This is a genomic window from Phyllobacterium zundukense (assembly GCF_002764115.1).
GTDB classification, from domain to species: domain Bacteria; phylum Pseudomonadota; class Alphaproteobacteria; order Rhizobiales; family Rhizobiaceae; genus Phyllobacterium; species Phyllobacterium zundukense.
In genome coordinates this window covers 2,735,512-2,749,450 of sequence record NZ_CP017940.1, presented here as the reverse complement: position 1 = coordinate 2,749,450, position 13,939 = coordinate 2,735,512, and the positions used below count along the sequence as shown (strand labels likewise).

General features: G+C 59.2%; 17 protein-coding genes. 11 read left to right on the top strand and 6 right to left on the bottom strand.

What is annotated here, in order from left to right:
- Window positions 1-91: 91 nt before the first annotated feature.
- The gene (locus BLM14_RS13810; protein WP_099999881.1) at window positions 92-1,018 is read left to right on the top strand and encodes a LysR family transcriptional regulator; all 927 of its coding nucleotides are present in this window, start codon (window positions 92-94) and stop codon (window positions 1,016-1,018) included.
- Between the two features lie 20 nt (window positions 1,019-1,038).
- On the top strand, window positions 1,039-1,464 hold the full coding sequence (locus tag BLM14_RS13805) for an MAPEG family protein (protein ID WP_099999880.1): 426 nt from the start codon (window positions 1,039-1,041) through the stop codon (window positions 1,462-1,464).
- Here the strand turns inward: BLM14_RS13805 and BLM14_RS13800 are convergent.
- Window positions 1,461-2,390: a hydrogen peroxide-inducible genes activator gene (locus tag BLM14_RS13800; protein WP_099999879.1), complete on the bottom strand. Its 930-nt coding sequence runs from the start codon at window positions 2,388-2,390 to the stop codon at window positions 1,461-1,463. The genes BLM14_RS13805 and BLM14_RS13800 overlap by 4 nt on opposite strands.
- Window positions 2,391-2,533: 143 nt before the next feature.
- Here BLM14_RS13800 and katA point away from each other — a divergent pair, with 143 nt between their 5' ends.
- From katA to guaA, 6 genes are all read left to right on the top strand, one after another.
- On the top strand, window positions 2,534-4,030 hold the full coding sequence (gene katA, locus BLM14_RS13795; RefSeq protein WP_099999878.1) for a catalase KatA: 1,497 nt from the start codon (window positions 2,534-2,536) through the stop codon (window positions 4,028-4,030).
- A gap of 113 nt (window positions 4,031-4,143) precedes the next feature.
- Window positions 4,144-5,433, top strand: a complete 1,290-nt coding sequence (locus BLM14_RS13790; RefSeq protein ID WP_099999877.1) for an RsmB/NOP family class I SAM-dependent RNA methyltransferase — start codon at window positions 4,144-4,146, stop codon at window positions 5,431-5,433.
- A gap of 39 nt (window positions 5,434-5,472) precedes the next feature.
- Window positions 5,473-5,928 carry a TspO/MBR family protein gene (locus tag BLM14_RS13785; RefSeq protein WP_099999876.1) on the top strand — a complete coding sequence of 152 codons (456 nt, stop codon included), beginning with the start codon at window positions 5,473-5,475 and terminating at the stop codon, window positions 5,926-5,928.
- Between the two features lies 1 nt (window position 5,929).
- Window positions 5,930-6,568, top strand: coding sequence for a 5'-methylthioadenosine/S-adenosylhomocysteine nucleosidase (locus tag BLM14_RS13780; RefSeq protein WP_099999875.1), 639 nt, complete (start codon window positions 5,930-5,932; stop codon window positions 6,566-6,568).
- A 30-nt stretch (window positions 6,569-6,598) separates the two neighbouring features.
- A complete protein-coding gene (locus BLM14_RS13775; protein WP_237143371.1) occupies window positions 6,599-6,946 on the top strand; it encodes a type II toxin-antitoxin system HicB family antitoxin in 348 nt (115 codons plus the stop codon).
- A gap of 130 nt (window positions 6,947-7,076) precedes the next feature.
- On the top strand, window positions 7,077-8,639 hold the full coding sequence (guaA, locus tag BLM14_RS13770) for a glutamine-hydrolyzing GMP synthase (RefSeq protein ID WP_099999874.1): 1,563 nt from the start codon (window positions 7,077-7,079) through the stop codon (window positions 8,637-8,639).
- Between the two features lie 300 nt (window positions 8,640-8,939).
- On the opposite strand, the gene BLM14_RS13765 is transcribed toward guaA, so the two are convergent.
- Window positions 8,940-9,428 (bottom strand): RidA family protein, encoded by a 489-nt coding sequence (locus BLM14_RS13765; protein ID WP_099999873.1) that lies wholly within the window; start codon window positions 9,426-9,428, stop codon window positions 8,940-8,942.
- Window positions 9,429-9,624: 196 nt separating this feature from the next.
- Here BLM14_RS13765 and BLM14_RS13760 point away from each other — a divergent pair, with 196 nt between their 5' ends.
- Complete coding sequence (locus BLM14_RS13760) at window positions 9,625-10,323, top strand: TetR/AcrR family transcriptional regulator (protein WP_099999872.1); 699 nt, start codon at window positions 9,625-9,627, stop codon at window positions 10,321-10,323.
- 254 nt (window positions 10,324-10,577) lie between these two features.
- Window positions 10,578-10,946 (top strand): YciI family protein, encoded by a 369-nt coding sequence (locus tag BLM14_RS13755; protein ID WP_099999871.1) that lies wholly within the window; start codon window positions 10,578-10,580, stop codon window positions 10,944-10,946.
- A 102-nt stretch (window positions 10,947-11,048) separates the two neighbouring features.
- On the opposite strand, the gene BLM14_RS13750 is transcribed toward BLM14_RS13755, so the two are convergent.
- Genes BLM14_RS13750 through BLM14_RS13745 form a run of 3 tightly spaced genes read right to left on the bottom strand, consistent with a single transcriptional unit; the run spans window position 11,049 to window position 12,440 of the window.
- On the bottom strand, window positions 11,049-11,621 hold the full coding sequence (locus BLM14_RS13750) for a pirin family protein (protein ID WP_237143370.1): 573 nt from the start codon (window positions 11,619-11,621) through the stop codon (window positions 11,049-11,051).
- Window positions 11,622-11,623: 2 nt separating this feature from the next.
- Window positions 11,624-11,809 carry a hypothetical protein gene (locus tag BLM14_RS31830; RefSeq protein WP_237143369.1) on the bottom strand — a complete coding sequence of 62 codons (186 nt, stop codon included), beginning with the start codon at window positions 11,807-11,809 and terminating at the stop codon, window positions 11,624-11,626.
- A gap of 37 nt (window positions 11,810-11,846) precedes the next feature.
- Window positions 11,847-12,440 carry an isochorismatase family protein gene (locus BLM14_RS13745; RefSeq protein ID WP_099999870.1) on the bottom strand — a complete coding sequence of 198 codons (594 nt, stop codon included), beginning with the start codon at window positions 12,438-12,440 and terminating at the stop codon, window positions 11,847-11,849.
- 112 nt (window positions 12,441-12,552) lie between these two features.
- Here BLM14_RS13745 and BLM14_RS13740 point away from each other — a divergent pair, with 112 nt between their 5' ends.
- Window positions 12,553-13,458 carry a LysR family transcriptional regulator gene (locus BLM14_RS13740; RefSeq protein WP_100001319.1) on the top strand — a complete coding sequence of 302 codons (906 nt, stop codon included), beginning with the start codon at window positions 12,553-12,555 and terminating at the stop codon, window positions 13,456-13,458.
- A gap of 41 nt (window positions 13,459-13,499) precedes the next feature.
- Here the strand turns inward: BLM14_RS13740 and BLM14_RS13735 are convergent, their stop codons facing one another.
- Window positions 13,500-13,928: a DUF1801 domain-containing protein gene (locus BLM14_RS13735; protein ID WP_237143368.1), complete on the bottom strand. Its 429-nt coding sequence runs from the start codon at window positions 13,926-13,928 to the stop codon at window positions 13,500-13,502.
- Window positions 13,929-13,939: the final 11 nt, after the last annotated feature.

Sequence of the window (13,939 nt, the reverse complement as noted above, 5' to 3'; positions counted from 1 at the left end):
TTCAATTCCTGAACCAGATATGATCCATTTGTGTATCTTTGCGTAGCGGTAAAGAATTGATATCATTCATAAGAAATTCTTTGGAGTGATCATGGACCGATTCGCTGCGATGAAGACCTTCGTCCGCGTCGCGGAACTTGGCACCTTGTCAGCTGCGGCCCGCGAGTTCGGCTTGACCCAGCCCGCCGTCAGCCAGCAGATCGCGGCGCTGGAGCGGCATCTCGACACGCGCCTGTTCCACCGCTCGACCCGCCAGCTTGCACTGACAGAGGGCGGCGAGACCTATTACCAGCATGCACGGCAGATCCTGCAGGCGGTGGACGAGGCGGAAGAAAGCACCGGTGAATTGTCCGCCGGCCTGCGCGGCAATCTGCGGTTGCATGGGCCGGTCGGTTTTGGCCAGATGCACCTTTCGCCTATTGTCATTGAATTCCAGCATCTGCATCCGGAACTGACAATCGAACTTGTCCTCGATGACCGTTTCGCCGACTTGATCGCCGAAGGTGTCGACGTCGCGATCCGCTTCGGCGACCTGAAATCCTCCGATCTCGTCGCTAGGAAACTGGCTACATTCGAGCGCATTCTCGTTGCTTCGCCGAACTATCTTGTCGCGCATGGCAATCCCGAAAAGCCGCAAGATCTCTTGCAGCACCGGCACATCCGGTTTGCCTGGTCGCCGCAGGGCGAGGCGATTCCGCTTGTCGGACCGGACGGACCCGTCACTGTCCCGGTTCGCTCGACCTTCCTCGCCAACAATGCCTTCGTTCTCAATGAAGCACTTTGCGCTGGCCTTGGCATTGGCGGAGCGCAGGTGCCATTGATTCAATCCCTGCTCGACGAGGGCAAGCTGGTGCGGGTGTTGCCAGACTATTCCTATGCACCCATGGATATTCACGTGGTCTATGCGACCGCTCGCTTCATGCCGCGCAAGGTGCGCGCCTTCATCGATCATCTGGCGTCAAGCCTCAAACGGGTCCCGGGCTTGCGCACGATCCGTATCCCTGAAAAGAACGTATAGACAGACAACAGGAGGGCACCATGTCGCAAACTGCTATTTTCTGGCCGATGATCGCGCTGACACTACTGATCTACGTGGTTTATGCCCTTCTTATGCTGCGGCGCAGAGAGGCAGTGACAAGCGGGCAAGCAAGCTCACGCGACTTCAAACTGCCTCTGAAGGAACCTGAAGCCAGTGCCGCGACGATCCGCAATTTGATCAATCTTTATGAATTGCCGATGCTGTTTTATGTCGTCTGTCTCGCGCTCTATGCGGTCAACGGCAGCTCATTCCTGGCAGTCCTCCTCGCCTGGCTCTTTGTCGCAGCGCGCATCGCTCACACGTTCGTTCATGTGACGTCAAACCGCCTCAGTCTGCGCCAGCCGCTTTTTGTCATTGGTTTCATATTGAACGGCGCGCTCTGGGTCATATTGGCTCTCCATCTCGCCGTGCCGCCAATTGCCTAAGCAGCGAGCCCGCCCAGCTCATCCGGGGTAATCATCAGCCTGCGGCTGCAGTTGATGATCGTGGCCGCCAGCGCTTCGAAATCGTCGCGCCGCTCGCTCTGCTTGCGCCAGATCAGGCCGATCTCGCGTGACGGTTCCGGATCGGCGAAGGCGATGATCCGCACATTGTTGCGGCCGGCTTCTGTCCGCACGGCAATCTCGGGGATCAAGGTCAGCCCCATGCCATGGCTGACCATCTGCAACAGCGTCGCCATGCTAGTCGCACCGTAATTGACCAATTGGCGCTGCTTGACGCTGGTGCACACCGCAAGTGCCTGGTCGCGCAGACAATGGCCTTCCTCCAGCAACAAGAGACGTTCAAGCGCGACGTCTTCCTGCGACATCGGTGAGGTAAGAATGTCGATATCATTGCTCGATGTGGCAATCAGGAAGCGGTCGCGAAACAGCGGCTTGGCAATGGTGCCGTCGCCATCGATCGGCAGGGCGGCGATCAGCGCGTCGAGATCGCCGAGGCGTAAATCCTCGACGAGTTTCGATGTGACCGCCTCGCGCAGTTCGATCGTCAGGTCCGGATAGGCATCGCGCAGTTCCGGAATAAGCAGCGGCAGCAGATAGGGCGCGATCGTCGGAATGATACCAAGCCGCAGCCGTCCCCTCAGGATGCCGCGTTTTTGCGCTGCCAGTTCTTCCAGCGAGCGAATTTCATCCAGAATACTGCGTATGCGCGGAAGCAAGCGCTTGCCCATATCCGTTAGCACCACCGTCCTGCGTGTCCGTTCAAACAGCGTGGCACCAAGCCGCAGTTCCATTTCGGATATCTGAGCGGAGAGCGCAGGTTGCGAAATGCGCGCCAGCTCGGCCGCTTTGCGGAAATGCAGCGTGGTGGCGAGAACATCGAAATAGCGCATTTGGCGAACGGAAAACATGATAAGTAAATCCTATCAATAATTATTCTAAATTCAATTGGAAACTATGATTAGAAAGGTTCTATGGTGGCGGCGAGGATGCAGCTGCCCATGTGTGCCTGCAATTCCGACTGTCAAAACGAGAGATTCAAGGGGAGAAGCCAATGGCTGACCGTCCGACATTGACGACCACTGCCGGTGCACCGGTATCAGACAACCAGAACAGCATCACCGCCGGCGAGCGCGGCCCTGTCTTGATGCAGGACTATCAGCTCCTTGAAAAGCTTGCCCATCAGAACCGGGAGCGCATTCCGGAGCGTGTTGTCCATGCCAAGGGCTGGGGCGCATTCGGTACGCTGAAGATCACCGGCGATATTTCCCGTTACACCAAGGCGAAAGCCCTGCAGCCTGGCGCCGAAACGCCGCTGCTTCTGCGTTTTTCCACCGTTGCCGGTGAACTCGGCGCCGCCGATGCCGAGCGCGACGTGCGCGGTTTCGCCCTCAAGTTCTACACCAGCGAAGGCAACTGGGATCTCGTCGGCAACAATACGCCGGTCTTCTTCGTCCGCGACCCGCTGAAGTTCCCCGACTTCATTCACACGCAGAAGCGCCATCCGCGCACCAACATGCGCTCCGCAACTGCCATGTGGGATTTCTGGTCATTGTCGCCGGAAAGCCTGCATCAGGTAACGATCCTCATGTCGGATCGCGGCCTGCCGGTCGCGCCGATGTACATGAACGGCTACGGCTCCCACACCTATTCCTTCTGGAACGACGCCGGCGAGCGCGTCTGGGTGAAGTTCCACTTCAAGACCCAGCAGGGCCATAAGTTCTACACCAACGCCGAAGCCGAAAGCCTCATCGGCAAGACACGCGAATCTTATCAGGAAGAGCTGTTCGGCGGCATTGAGCGCGGCGCTTTCCCGAAATGGACCGTCCAGGTCCAGATCATGACCGAAGCCCAGGCCGACCAGACTTCGTTCAATCCGTTCGACCTGACCAAGGTCTGGCCGCATGGTGAATTCCCGCCGATCGAAATCGGTGTCATGGAGCTTAACCGCAACGCCGACAACTACTTTGCCGAGATCGAGCAGGCTGCTTTCTCGCCGTCCAACGTCGTGCCGGGCATCGGCCATTCGCCGGACAAGATGCTGCAGGCCCGCGTCTTCTCCTATGCGGATGCCCATCGCTATCGCCTTGGCACCCACTACGAGGCGCTGCCGGTTAACCAGCCAAAGTGCCCGGTTCATCATTACCACAAGGATGGCCAGATGAATTTCTTCGGCCAGAAGACCGGTAATGTCGATGCCTATTACGAGCCGAACAGCTTCGCTGGCGCTGTCGAGCAGCCGTCTGCAAAAGAGCCGCCGCTGCCGCTTTCCGGCGCCGCGGACCGCTACAACCACCGTGTCGGCAATGATGACTATGGTCAGGTGACGGCGCTGTTCAACCTGTTCGACGCCGGTCAGCGGTCGCGCCTCTTCTCCAACATCGCTGCGGCGATGGACGGCGTGCCAGGCGTAATCATCGAGCGTCAGCTCGCACACTTCAATCGCGTTCACCCTGCCTATGAGGCTGGTGTGCGTGCAGCCTTGAAGGAAGCGCATGGCTACGAGGCGAGCGCTATTTCGCAGGAAGAAAAGAACGCAGCGGCCGAGTAATCATCGCTCGAACCATCTGTGACGGAAATCAGAAAGCCGGGGCATCACGCTCCGGCTTTCTTTTATGCCTAAGGCCATGTATGCGACACTCTTGATAAAAAGAAGGAACGCACATGCGACTTGGTGGACGCCTGCAGGCGGCAATCGAAGTTCTCGACGATATTGAAAACCGCAAGCGGCCGGCTTCCGACGCCCTGAAGGATTGGGGCCTGTCGCACCGTTTTGCCGGTGCCGGGGACCGCGCGGTCATTGGCAATATTGTCTATGACGCCCTCAGGCGGAAACTGTCGCTTGGCTGGCGCATGGACAGCGACGCCGCGCGACATATCGCTTTTGGCGTCCTGCTTTCCGATGCGGAACTTAACATCGAGGATATCAACACTGCACTCGATGGCGACAAGTTCGCACCCGAACCGCTGGAAGCCGAGCGCATGGCCGTGTGGGAATCCCGCAACCTCGCTGATGCGCCCGATTTCATCCGTGCTGACGTGCCGGAATGGTGCGTCCCGCATTTCCGGGCTATTTTCGGCGACAAATGGGTGGAAGAAGCCGCTGGCCTCAGTGACCGCCCGCCCGTCGACCTTCGCGTCAACACGCTGAAAGCTGATCGGGAGAAAGTGCTGAAGGAACTCGCCCGTGCGGGCGCCAATCCCGCGCCATTGCTCGAAACGGCGGTGCGCGTGCCGCCTCTGCGCGCCATGGGCCGCCATCCCAACGTGCAGGCAGAGCCCGCTTTTCAGCGTGGTCTGTTCGAAGTGCAGGATCTGGGCTCGCAGCTTGCGGCAAAGCTGAGCAATGCCAAGGCTGGCGAACAGGTGCTGGACTATTGCGCCGGGGCTGGCGGCAAGACCCTGGCCCTCGCGGCCGAGATGGGCAACAAAGGCCAGATCCACGCCTACGATGCCGAGCGTGCCCGCCTGGCGCCGATCTTCGATCGCCTGAAGCGGGCAGGGGTGCGCAATGCCCAGGCTCACGCCAATATCGGCGATCTTGCTCCGCTCGAGGGCCAGATGGATCTCGTTCTCGTCGATGCACCCTGCACCGGTTCCGGCACATGGCGGCGCAGGCCCGATGCCAAGTGGCGTCTCAGCGACCAGCAGCTCGAGCGCCGCGAACTGGAGCAGCGCGAAGTCCTGGATGCGGCCAAGGTCTACGTAAAGCCCGGCGGCCGGCTGGTCTATATCACCTGTTCGTTGTTCGCGCCGGAAAACGGCAACCAGGTTGCTGCCTTCCTGCAGGCAAACGACGAGTACAGCGCTGTTGACACACAGCCATTGTGGGATCAGGCCGTTTCGTCGAAGACGGAATTGAAGCCGCTCTTCAAGGACGGAACAGCCATCCTGTCGCCGCTGGCCACATCCACAGACGGCTTCTTCATTTCAGTTCTCAGACGGGAAAAATAACGCTACAAACGTGACTGTATCCTTCGCGTGAGAGGTCAAATGTCCCGTTCCCAGGCGCTTCTATTGTTTCTCGTATTGGTTGTGGGCGGCGGTCTCGCCATAGGTTACATCACTCTTCCGGGCGAATGGTATGCCGGCCTCGTCAAACCCTCGTTCAACCCGCCCAACTGGATCTTTGCACCGGTCTGGACAGTGCTCTATATCCTTATCGCCATCGCCGGATGGCGGGTCTGGGATTATGGTCTGACCAGGCCCCAGCAATTCTGGTGGGCACAGCTGGCGCTGAATTTTCTCTGGTCGCCGACCTTCTTCGGCTTCCAGCAGATGGGCCTTGCGCTCATCGTCATCGTTCTCCTGCTCATCGCTATTATCGGTTTTATCAAGACGACCTGGGATTCCGAGCGGATCTCGGCGCTGCTTTTCATGCCCTACCTTCTATGGGTGGCTTTCGCCACGCTTCTCAACGCATCGCTCTGGATGCTTAATGCAGGATAATATGTACGCTTATCTGACACCGGTTGCCGGTAAAAAAGTCCTTTTTGCCATGGCCGTCGACGCGGAATATGGCCCGCATCTGCAGCGCCTGTTCACGCCGCTGATCACGGGCGTTGGCCCCGTGGAGGCTGCCGTCAGTTTGTCGGCCACGCTGGCCAGTCTGGCGGCGAACCATTCCCTTCCGGATCTCGTCGTGTCGCTCGGCTCGGCTGGGTCGCGCACGCTGGAACAGGCGGAAATCTATCAGGCAACGAGCGTCTCCTACCGCGACATGGATGCCTCGCCGCTTGGCTTCAGGAAAGGGGCAACTCCTTTCCTCGATCTGCCGGTTATCGTACCGCTGCGTTTGCGTGTACCGGGTGTGAAGGAAGCGTCGCTGTCGACCGGCGCCAATATCGTCTCCGGCAGCGCCTATGACGCGATCGATGCCGACATGGTGGAGATGGAGACCTTTGCCGTACTGCGTGCCTGCCAGCGCTTCGCGCTGCCGCTCATTGGTCTGCGCGGCATTTCCGACGGATCGGCCGAACTGCGTCACATCGGCGACTGGACCGAATATCTCCACGTCATCGATGAAAAGCTGGCGCTGGCGGTGGAAACAATGGCCTCGGCGATGCAAACCGGCACCATCGTTCTGTGATCCTTTTGGGCTATTTCTCGATACCGAAAAATGATGCATGATTTCACCATGACCACGATGCACTATAAAGGCTATGAAGCCGTCATAGAGTTCGATGAACACGCCAATATTTTCAATGGCGAGGTGGTCAATTTGCGCGACGTCATTACCTTTCAGGGATCATCGGCGGCGCAACTGAAGCAGGCATTTGCCGAGTCCATCAAGGACTACCAGGCATTTTGCGCCGAGCGGGGCGAACAACCGGAAAAGCCATACTCCGGACAGTTCGTCGTGCGCACTGAACCCATCCTGCACAAGGCCATTTCCAGCGCAGCACGTCGCGCCGGGGTCAGCCTCAACAAATGGGTCGTCACAACTCTCGAACGTTCGATCCGCTGAGGGCCTTTAGCGCCATTGCCTGAATCAGAATTGCAACGGCTTCACCCATGCTGTGAACAAACGGAATCAGTTTTTCAGTCACCTGCGGTAACCCATTGCGCCGACTCGACATTTGCTTTAAAGGCCCGCCATGAACACACCCACTCATCCCGATACAGTCCTCATCGTCGATTTCGGCAGCCAGGTAACGCAGCTGATTGCGCGCCGTGTGCGCGAAGCCGGTGTCTATTCCGAGATCGTTCCGTTTCAATCCGCTGATGAAGCTTTCCGCCGCATCAACCCCAAGGCGGTTATCCTTTCCGGCAGCCCGCATTCCACGGTCGATATCGGCAGCCCGCGCGCACCGCAGCAAATCTTCGAAGCCAACATTCCGGTTCTCGGCATCTGCTACGGCGAACAGACCATGTGCGCGCAGCTCGGCGGCAAGGTCGAGGGCGGGCATCACCGCGAATTTGGCCGCGCCTTCCTCGACATTCAGGAGGAATGCGCGCTGTTCGAGGGTGTCTGGGCCAAGGGCACACGCCATCAGGTCTGGATGAGCCACGGCGACCGCGTTGTGGAAATACCCGATGGCTTCAAGGTTGTCGGCACATCGACAGGCGCGCCCTTTGCGGCGATCGCCAACGAAGCCAGAAAATACTACGCCGTCCAATTCCACCCGGAAGTGGTGCACACGCCAGACGGCGCGAAACTCCTTGAAAATTTTGTCCACCGCATCACCGGCATCAAGGGCGACTGGACCATGCATGCGTACCGCGAACATGCGGTCGACGCCATCCGTAAGCAGGTCGGCGACAAGAAGGTGATCTGCGCGCTGTCCGGCGGCGTCGATTCCTCCGTCGCAGCCCTGCTCATCCACGAGGCGGTTGGCGACCAGCTGACCTGCATCCTCGTTGACCATGGCCTGATGCGCAAGAACGAGGCGGCGGACGTCGTCGCCATGTTCCGCGAACATTACAACCTGCCACTCATTCTTGTGGATGCGTCCGAGCGCTTCATCAGCGCGCTCGAAGGCGAATCCGACCCGGAAAAGAAGCGCAAGACAATTGGCAGGCTCTTCATCGAAGTCTTTGAAGAAGAAGCCAAAAAGCTTGGCGGCGCCGACTTCCTCGCGCAAGGGACCCTTTATCCCGACGTCATCGAAAGCGTGTCCTTCACGGGCGGCCCGTCGGTGACGATCAAGTCGCATCACAATGTCGGCGGCCTGCCGGACCGCATGAACATGAAGCTGGTCGAACCGCTGCGCGAACTCTTCAAGGATGAGGTTCGTGTGCTCGGCAAGGAGCTTGGCCTGCCGGATCATTTCATCGGCCGCCATCCTTTCCCGGGACCAGGTCTCGCCATTCGCTGCCCCGGCGGCATCACCCGCGAGAAGCTGGAAATCCTGCGCGAAGCCGATGCGGTCTATCTCGACGAGATCCGCAAGGCCGGCCTCTACGATGTCATCTGGCAGGCTTTTGCCGTGCTCTTGCCGGTACAGACCGTTGGCGTCATGGGCGACGGCCGCACCTATGAATTCGTCTGCGCCCTGCGCGCTGTAACTTCTGTAGACGGCATGACCGCCGATTTCTACCATTACGACATGAGCTTCCTCGGCCAGGCGGCAACGCGTATCATCAACGAGGTCAAGGGCATCAACCGCGTCGTCTACGACGTGACGTCAAAGCCGCCAGGCACAATCGAGTGGGAGTGACGGACACAAACGGCGGCAATAGCATAGTTTCGGCGGCGATTTCGCCGCCGTTCCTGCTTGTCCCTAACTCCGCTGAGTGGCATTGGTCTCTCGAAATTGGCAGATTCGATCTGCGCCCAATCCCCGGGCGGCGTAAAGCGACTACCGGACGAGAGCGCTCTAGCGTATGACAGCGCACCAATAGGCGGGTCAGCTTTTGCGCCACGAGCGGACATTGCTTGCTGGCCCGACGACATTCCCCATATGTACGCATCGGTACCGCCATCACCGTTGGCAACCGCGCCCGATCCGTCGCCGCCACTATTCCAGAATGACGACGGCCTCTACCTCGAAAAGCATCGGGTCAATTGCAAGCTTGGGAACGGGAATCAGAGTCTGCGCCGGCAGCGCCTCGCCGAACATTTCCTTCACGTTCCTGGTCAACACCTCAAGCTTGGACATATCGTGATCGACCACGAAGACCGTGAGCTTGGCTACCTGATCCGGTTTCGCACCGATCCCCTCAAGCGCGGTGCGTAAATTTGCGTAGGCCTGCTTAACCTGCACAGCGAAGTCGGGCGATAAGGCTCCGGTGCTGTCCTGGCCGCCCTGTCCGGAGATGTAGGCCACTCGGGCTTCGCGGGGCACAATCACTGCCGTGCTGTAGCCATTCGGCGTCGGGTCGTAGAGGTTTCGTGGATTGACGATGGTCAGCTTGAGATCATTCTCATTCGCTGTCGTCGCAGTGGGAACTCCCATGGTCATGATGATTAGCCCTCCGATAAGCAGATGCTTGATTGCGCGTGACATGATTTTCCCTTGGCTCTGAGGACTGCGAGCAACAATACCTCGCGGCCTGCAGGATCGAACGTTAACCCGTCGCGCATATGATTAACTCGTACGTTGTACGATTCGATTGCATCGTACGCCGTACGAGTCAAGCGTTCCGGATCGACATTTGTCGCATGTCGGCTTAAATCGACGTTCTGATCAGCAAGGAAGACGGATGGCAGCCAAACGTAGCGGCGCTCAGGGCAAACGGTCTCAACGGATAGGTGTGTCACTCCAGTCCGGGCAGGAGCCGCGCAGTGAACCGCCTCTCTCTCTGGAACGTATCGTGGCAACAGCGATAGAACTGCTGGACACCGAAGGGGTCGACGGATTGAAGATGCGTCGGCTTGCCGATCGCCTCGGCTCGGGCGCGATGAGCCTATATTGGCACGTCGACAACAAAGAGGAGGTCTTTGATCTGGCACTCGATTCGGTGCTCGAATATCGCGGGCCGCCGCAAATAGTTGAGTCTCAAGACTGGCGCGGGGAAGTCGTTCATATGCTCGAAGACTGGCGCGCCAGCATGCTGCGCCATCCTTGGTCGGCATCGCTGTTACCGCGCCGGGCGCTCGGCCCGAACATCCTCAGTCGCCTGGAACTGCTGAGCAAGGCCTTGTCCACAGCCGGTGTCGCGGACGCAGATTTGAACGTCGCGATATGGTCGCTCTGGAACTTTGTGATAGGCGCTACCATCACCCGGGCGAACTTCGACCTCTCGGACGACGACAGGGCCGCCGCGCAGCAACGCCTTACACGTCTCAGCGAACACTACCCGACAATCGAACGCTCTCGTCTGCTGTTGGACAGCGATTGGGACGGTGCTTTCAGGAAAGGCCTCGACTTCCTGCTTGATGGCCTCGCTCCGAGACAATGAATGCTCGTCGTTCCTGACCAGACGGTGCCGCATTACCTCGACATTCTGCGCTAGTGCCGTGGGTATCGGGGGTACTGCCGGGTGTGCGCCCAATCTCGGTCATCGCGCCATCGCGATCCCTGACCTGGAAGCGGCCATTCGCGTCCTGTGCGTCAATCGTCGAAAAAAATTGCAGCACGCTGTCGATTTCCGGCAACCCCGTTCGTCGTTCCGATGCCAGGTCAGTGAGGCCGGCTTAAACAAGGAGACAGATGATGCGTGTAATGGTGTTGGTGAAGGCGACCGAAGACAGCGAAAAGGGCTTTTTCCCCACGCCCGAGACGAACGAGATGATGGAAGCGATGGGCAGATTTAATGACGAGCTTCGCAGTGCCGGCATCTTGCTCGACGCCGACGGCCTCAAACCCTCCTCGCTGGGCAAGCGTGTTGCCTTCGATGGGCCCGGCCGTACGGTCATCGACGGGCCTTTCGCCGAAACCCGCGAGCTGGTCGCCGGCTTCTGGCTTTGGGACGTCAAGGACATGGACGAGGCGGTCGCTTGGGTGAAGCGCTGCCCCAATCCCATGCCGGGACCGAGCGAGATCGAAATCCGTCCGCTGTACGAGATGGCTGATTTGCAATGAGAATCTGACGCCGGAAGTCACGGAAATCCATGACCGGACGCGCCAGAAGCTGAGCGGCAACTGAATCTCCGGCAGATCGGCGCGGCGGCCGTTGGCCGACGATCACCCGCTCATCGTGCCTGCGCGGGAAAAAGGGGCCTGCCGGTCGACCAAAAAGAGGACCAAGTCCGCCTCCTGGCTCGCCGTCACTTCAAACGTGATTTGGTCGGCGCTGATCGTTAATGCAGTATGCGTTTCGGCTTGTTTGTCTCCGACCGATACCGCGCCTCGGAAAACATACAGCCAGCGATCGAACCCCGGGATCGTCGGCAGGTCGATGCTTCCACCCGCCGACAGGTGGGTATCGTAGAGATAAATGGCCTGGCGGACGAAGCTCGGTGCCGCCGAGCCCGCCGGACCCGCCAGAAGCCGCCAGTGATCGATGCTCTCGGTTTTGTCGAGAGTGACGAACTGGACGCCTGGCTCAAGATTGGCGGCTTCAGGCCGCACGAAGATCTGAAGCATCTCGATTGGATCGTCCCCGAGCACCGCTTCTTCATGTGAGAAACCTGCCCCGGCGTTCATCACCATCAAACGATCGGGCGAGATGACCTCGCTCCGACCGGCTGAGTCCGTGTGCTGCATGCGGCCCGAGCGCAGATAACTGATGATCTCATCGTTACGATGCTCGTGCATCTTTACGACGAGGCCGGGCTGCAGCCGGGCATGATCAATGAGGCCGAGCCCGCCGAAACCAGCATCGTCCGTCCCAATGTGGCACCGGGGCGGATGCGACGGAGTTGGAATGGGCCATGATCCCTTACCAGATGGGTGTCGGGCGAGACGAATTTCACCGTTTCTTTGGTCATTGCTTCCATGGTCATGGTCTGTACTCCTGGCTTCGTGCGGACTGGATATCGGTTACGACTGGATGGGCGGAAGAACCTCGGTGAACAGCAGCTGGATAAGCTGTTGGCCCTGAGGCGTGCCCCAGTTCTGGGCGAGTTCCGCGATCATGGTGTTGGTTGCGGTCAGAATGACGCCGGCGTCCTGCATGCGGCGGCGCGACATGTCCTCGGAAAGCTCGAACGGCGATCCCGAAGCGTCCATGACGGCCTGCACGTTATAGCCTTCGCCAACCGCGTCGATCGCCGGGAAGACGAGGCAGACGTCGGTCGTCACGCCGGCCATGATCAGGTTCTTCCGCCCCGTCGCCTCGACGGCCGCCTTGAAATTAGCGTCAGTCCAGGCGTTCACGATACCTTCGCGCTTGACGCGCTTTTCGAAAGCCTCCGGCAGAATGTCCTTCAACTCCGGCAGCAGCGGGCCTTGCAGACGATCTTCCTGGCTGGAGGTCAGCACGGTCGGGATGCCAAGGATGCTGGCGGTCTTTGCCAGCGCAAGCGACATGCGCTTGGCCTGCTCGACGTCGATGTTCTTGATGAGCTGCATCGTACCGATCTGATGGTCGATCAGCAGAAGCGCCGAGTTCTCTGGGGTGAATGTGGTGGTCATGGCTAATCTCCTGTGCTCGCTGTGAGCGTCATTGCTCGTTCTGGAAGGTACAGTTGGAACTAATGCTTGAGGAGACTTGATATTTGTTGTCATGATGTTCCATAAATGGAACATGAAAACGTTTGGCGACTTTGACGGCCTCGCGCTGTTTATCCGCATCGTTCAGGCTGGCGGGCTGGCTTCGGCCGAGCGTGCGACGGGCATCCCCAAAGCCACGCTCTCGCGCCGGCTATCAGCGCTGGAAGAGACCCTGAACGTCCGGCTTGCGCGCCGGACAAAGAAGGGAGTGGTGCTGACCGAACAGGGGCAACAACTCTTCGAGCGCGGCCAGACCGCTTTCATGCTGGCCGAGCAGGCTGTTGCCGAGGTTCAGGATGACCGCGTCGCACTGTCGGGCACAGTTCGCTTGTCGCTTCCCCCAGACATGGCGACCGCGGTTCTTGCCCCCGCTCTTATCGGCTTCAAGACCAGATATCCCGACGTCACAATAGAGATGACGCTTGCGGATCGCGGGGTCTCACTCATCGAAGAAGGATACGATCTCGTCGTTCGCATGGGACCGGTTGCGAACTCCGAACTGATGTTCAGGAAAATCGCCAATTTGCCGCGCGCGCTGGTCGCGAGCCCCGCGTTTCTCTCTCAACATTCCGATCTGAGCACTCCACAGGACCTGGAAATGCTGCCGGCTCTCGCGATCCGCCGCGATCTGATCGAATGGGATCTGAAAAGTGTTCATGGGACACGCGCAATCGTCCGTCCGAGGATTGGCTTCGCCGCAAACCGCCAGACCATTCTTGTCGACGCTGTCCGTGCCGGTCTTGGCATCGCCAATCTGCCCAAGTTCCTGATCGAGGACGCCATAGCAACCGGCGCACTCGTTCCCGTCCTGCCTGATTGGCAGCCGTCTCCCGTCGAGATGACCGCATTGTGGCAAAGGGACAGGATCACGGAACGCCTGATCAAGGCCATCGTCAGTGCATTTGAGGAAGCGTTGCGTGCCAAACCTACCGAGGTCTAGCTTCCAGGGGGAGGGCTCCTGAACGAGCCCTGACCGGCTCCTCAAGCGCTCTTTGGTTTCTTCCGGGTGCGGGCCGTTTGCACCGAAATATTCAGTGCCACGGCGGCCCGAATGAGCGCCTTCAACGCCTTTTCATCAATCTTGTCACCCTCGTGGAAATCGATGGCGCGCCTGGTATTGCCTTCGAGGCTGGAGTTGAAGAGGCCCGAAGGGTCCTCCAATGAGGCGCCCTTGGCGAAGGTCAGTTTCACGGCACTCTTGTACGTCTCGCCGGTGCAGATTATTCCGGCATGCGACCACACCGGAACCCCTCGCCATTTCCATTCCTCGACCACGTCAGGCTCGGCCTGCTTCATGAGGCTCCGGACCCGCGCGAGCATCTCGCCCCGCCAATCGCTCAGCTCCTGGATTCTCGCATCTATCAACTGAGAGGGAGAGGCTCCTCCGTCTCCTTGCTTCGGGTCGCTCATGCTCTTCTCCA

Bases quoted from the DNA above. Each gene is read 5' to 3' on its own strand.
- BLM14_RS13755 (WP_099999871.1), top strand. From the start codon at position 10,578: ATGCGTGTAATGGTGTTGGTGAAGGCGACCGAAGACAGCGAAAAGGGC.
- BLM14_RS13780 (WP_099999875.1), top strand. From the start codon at position 5,930: ATGTACGCTTATCTGACACCGGTTGCCGGTAAAAAAGTCCTTTTTGCC.
- BLM14_RS13740 (WP_100001319.1), top strand. From the start codon at position 12,553: ATGAAAACGTTTGGCGACTTTGACGGCCTCGCGCTGTTTATCCGCATC.
- BLM14_RS13805 (WP_099999880.1), top strand. From the start codon at position 1,039: ATGTCGCAAACTGCTATTTTCTGGCCGATGATCGCGCTGACACTACTG.
- BLM14_RS13785 (WP_099999876.1), top strand. From the start codon at position 5,473: ATGTCCCGTTCCCAGGCGCTTCTATTGTTTCTCGTATTGGTTGTGGGC.
- BLM14_RS13810 (WP_099999881.1), top strand. From the start codon at position 92: ATGGACCGATTCGCTGCGATGAAGACCTTCGTCCGCGTCGCGGAACTT.
- BLM14_RS13760 (WP_099999872.1), top strand. From the start codon at position 9,625: ATGGCAGCCAAACGTAGCGGCGCTCAGGGCAAACGGTCTCAACGGATA.
- guaA (WP_099999874.1), top strand. From the start codon at position 7,077: ATGAACACACCCACTCATCCCGATACAGTCCTCATCGTCGATTTCGGC.
- BLM14_RS13775 (WP_237143371.1), top strand. From the start codon at position 6,599: ATGATGCATGATTTCACCATGACCACGATGCACTATAAAGGCTATGAA.
- BLM14_RS13790 (WP_099999877.1), top strand. From the start codon at position 4,144: ATGCGACTTGGTGGACGCCTGCAGGCGGCAATCGAAGTTCTCGACGAT.
- BLM14_RS13750 (WP_237143370.1), bottom strand. From the start codon at position 11,621: ATGCACGAGCATCGTAACGATGAGATCATCAGTTATCTGCGCTCGGGC.
- katA (WP_099999878.1), top strand. From the start codon at position 2,534: ATGGCTGACCGTCCGACATTGACGACCACTGCCGGTGCACCGGTATCA.
- BLM14_RS13745 (WP_099999870.1), bottom strand. From the start codon at position 12,440: ATGACCACCACATTCACCCCAGAGAACTCGGCGCTTCTGCTGATCGAC.
- BLM14_RS13800 (WP_099999879.1), bottom strand. From the start codon at position 2,390: ATGTTTTCCGTTCGCCAAATGCGCTATTTCGATGTTCTCGCCACCACG.
- BLM14_RS31830 (WP_237143369.1), bottom strand. From the start codon at position 11,809: ATGACCATGGAAGCAATGACCAAAGAAACGGTGAAATTCGTCTCGCCC.
- BLM14_RS13765 (WP_099999873.1), bottom strand. From the start codon at position 9,428: ATGTCACGCGCAATCAAGCATCTGCTTATCGGAGGGCTAATCATCATG.
- BLM14_RS13735 (WP_237143368.1), bottom strand. From the start codon at position 13,928: ATGAGCGACCCGAAGCAAGGAGACGGAGGAGCCTCTCCCTCTCAGTTG.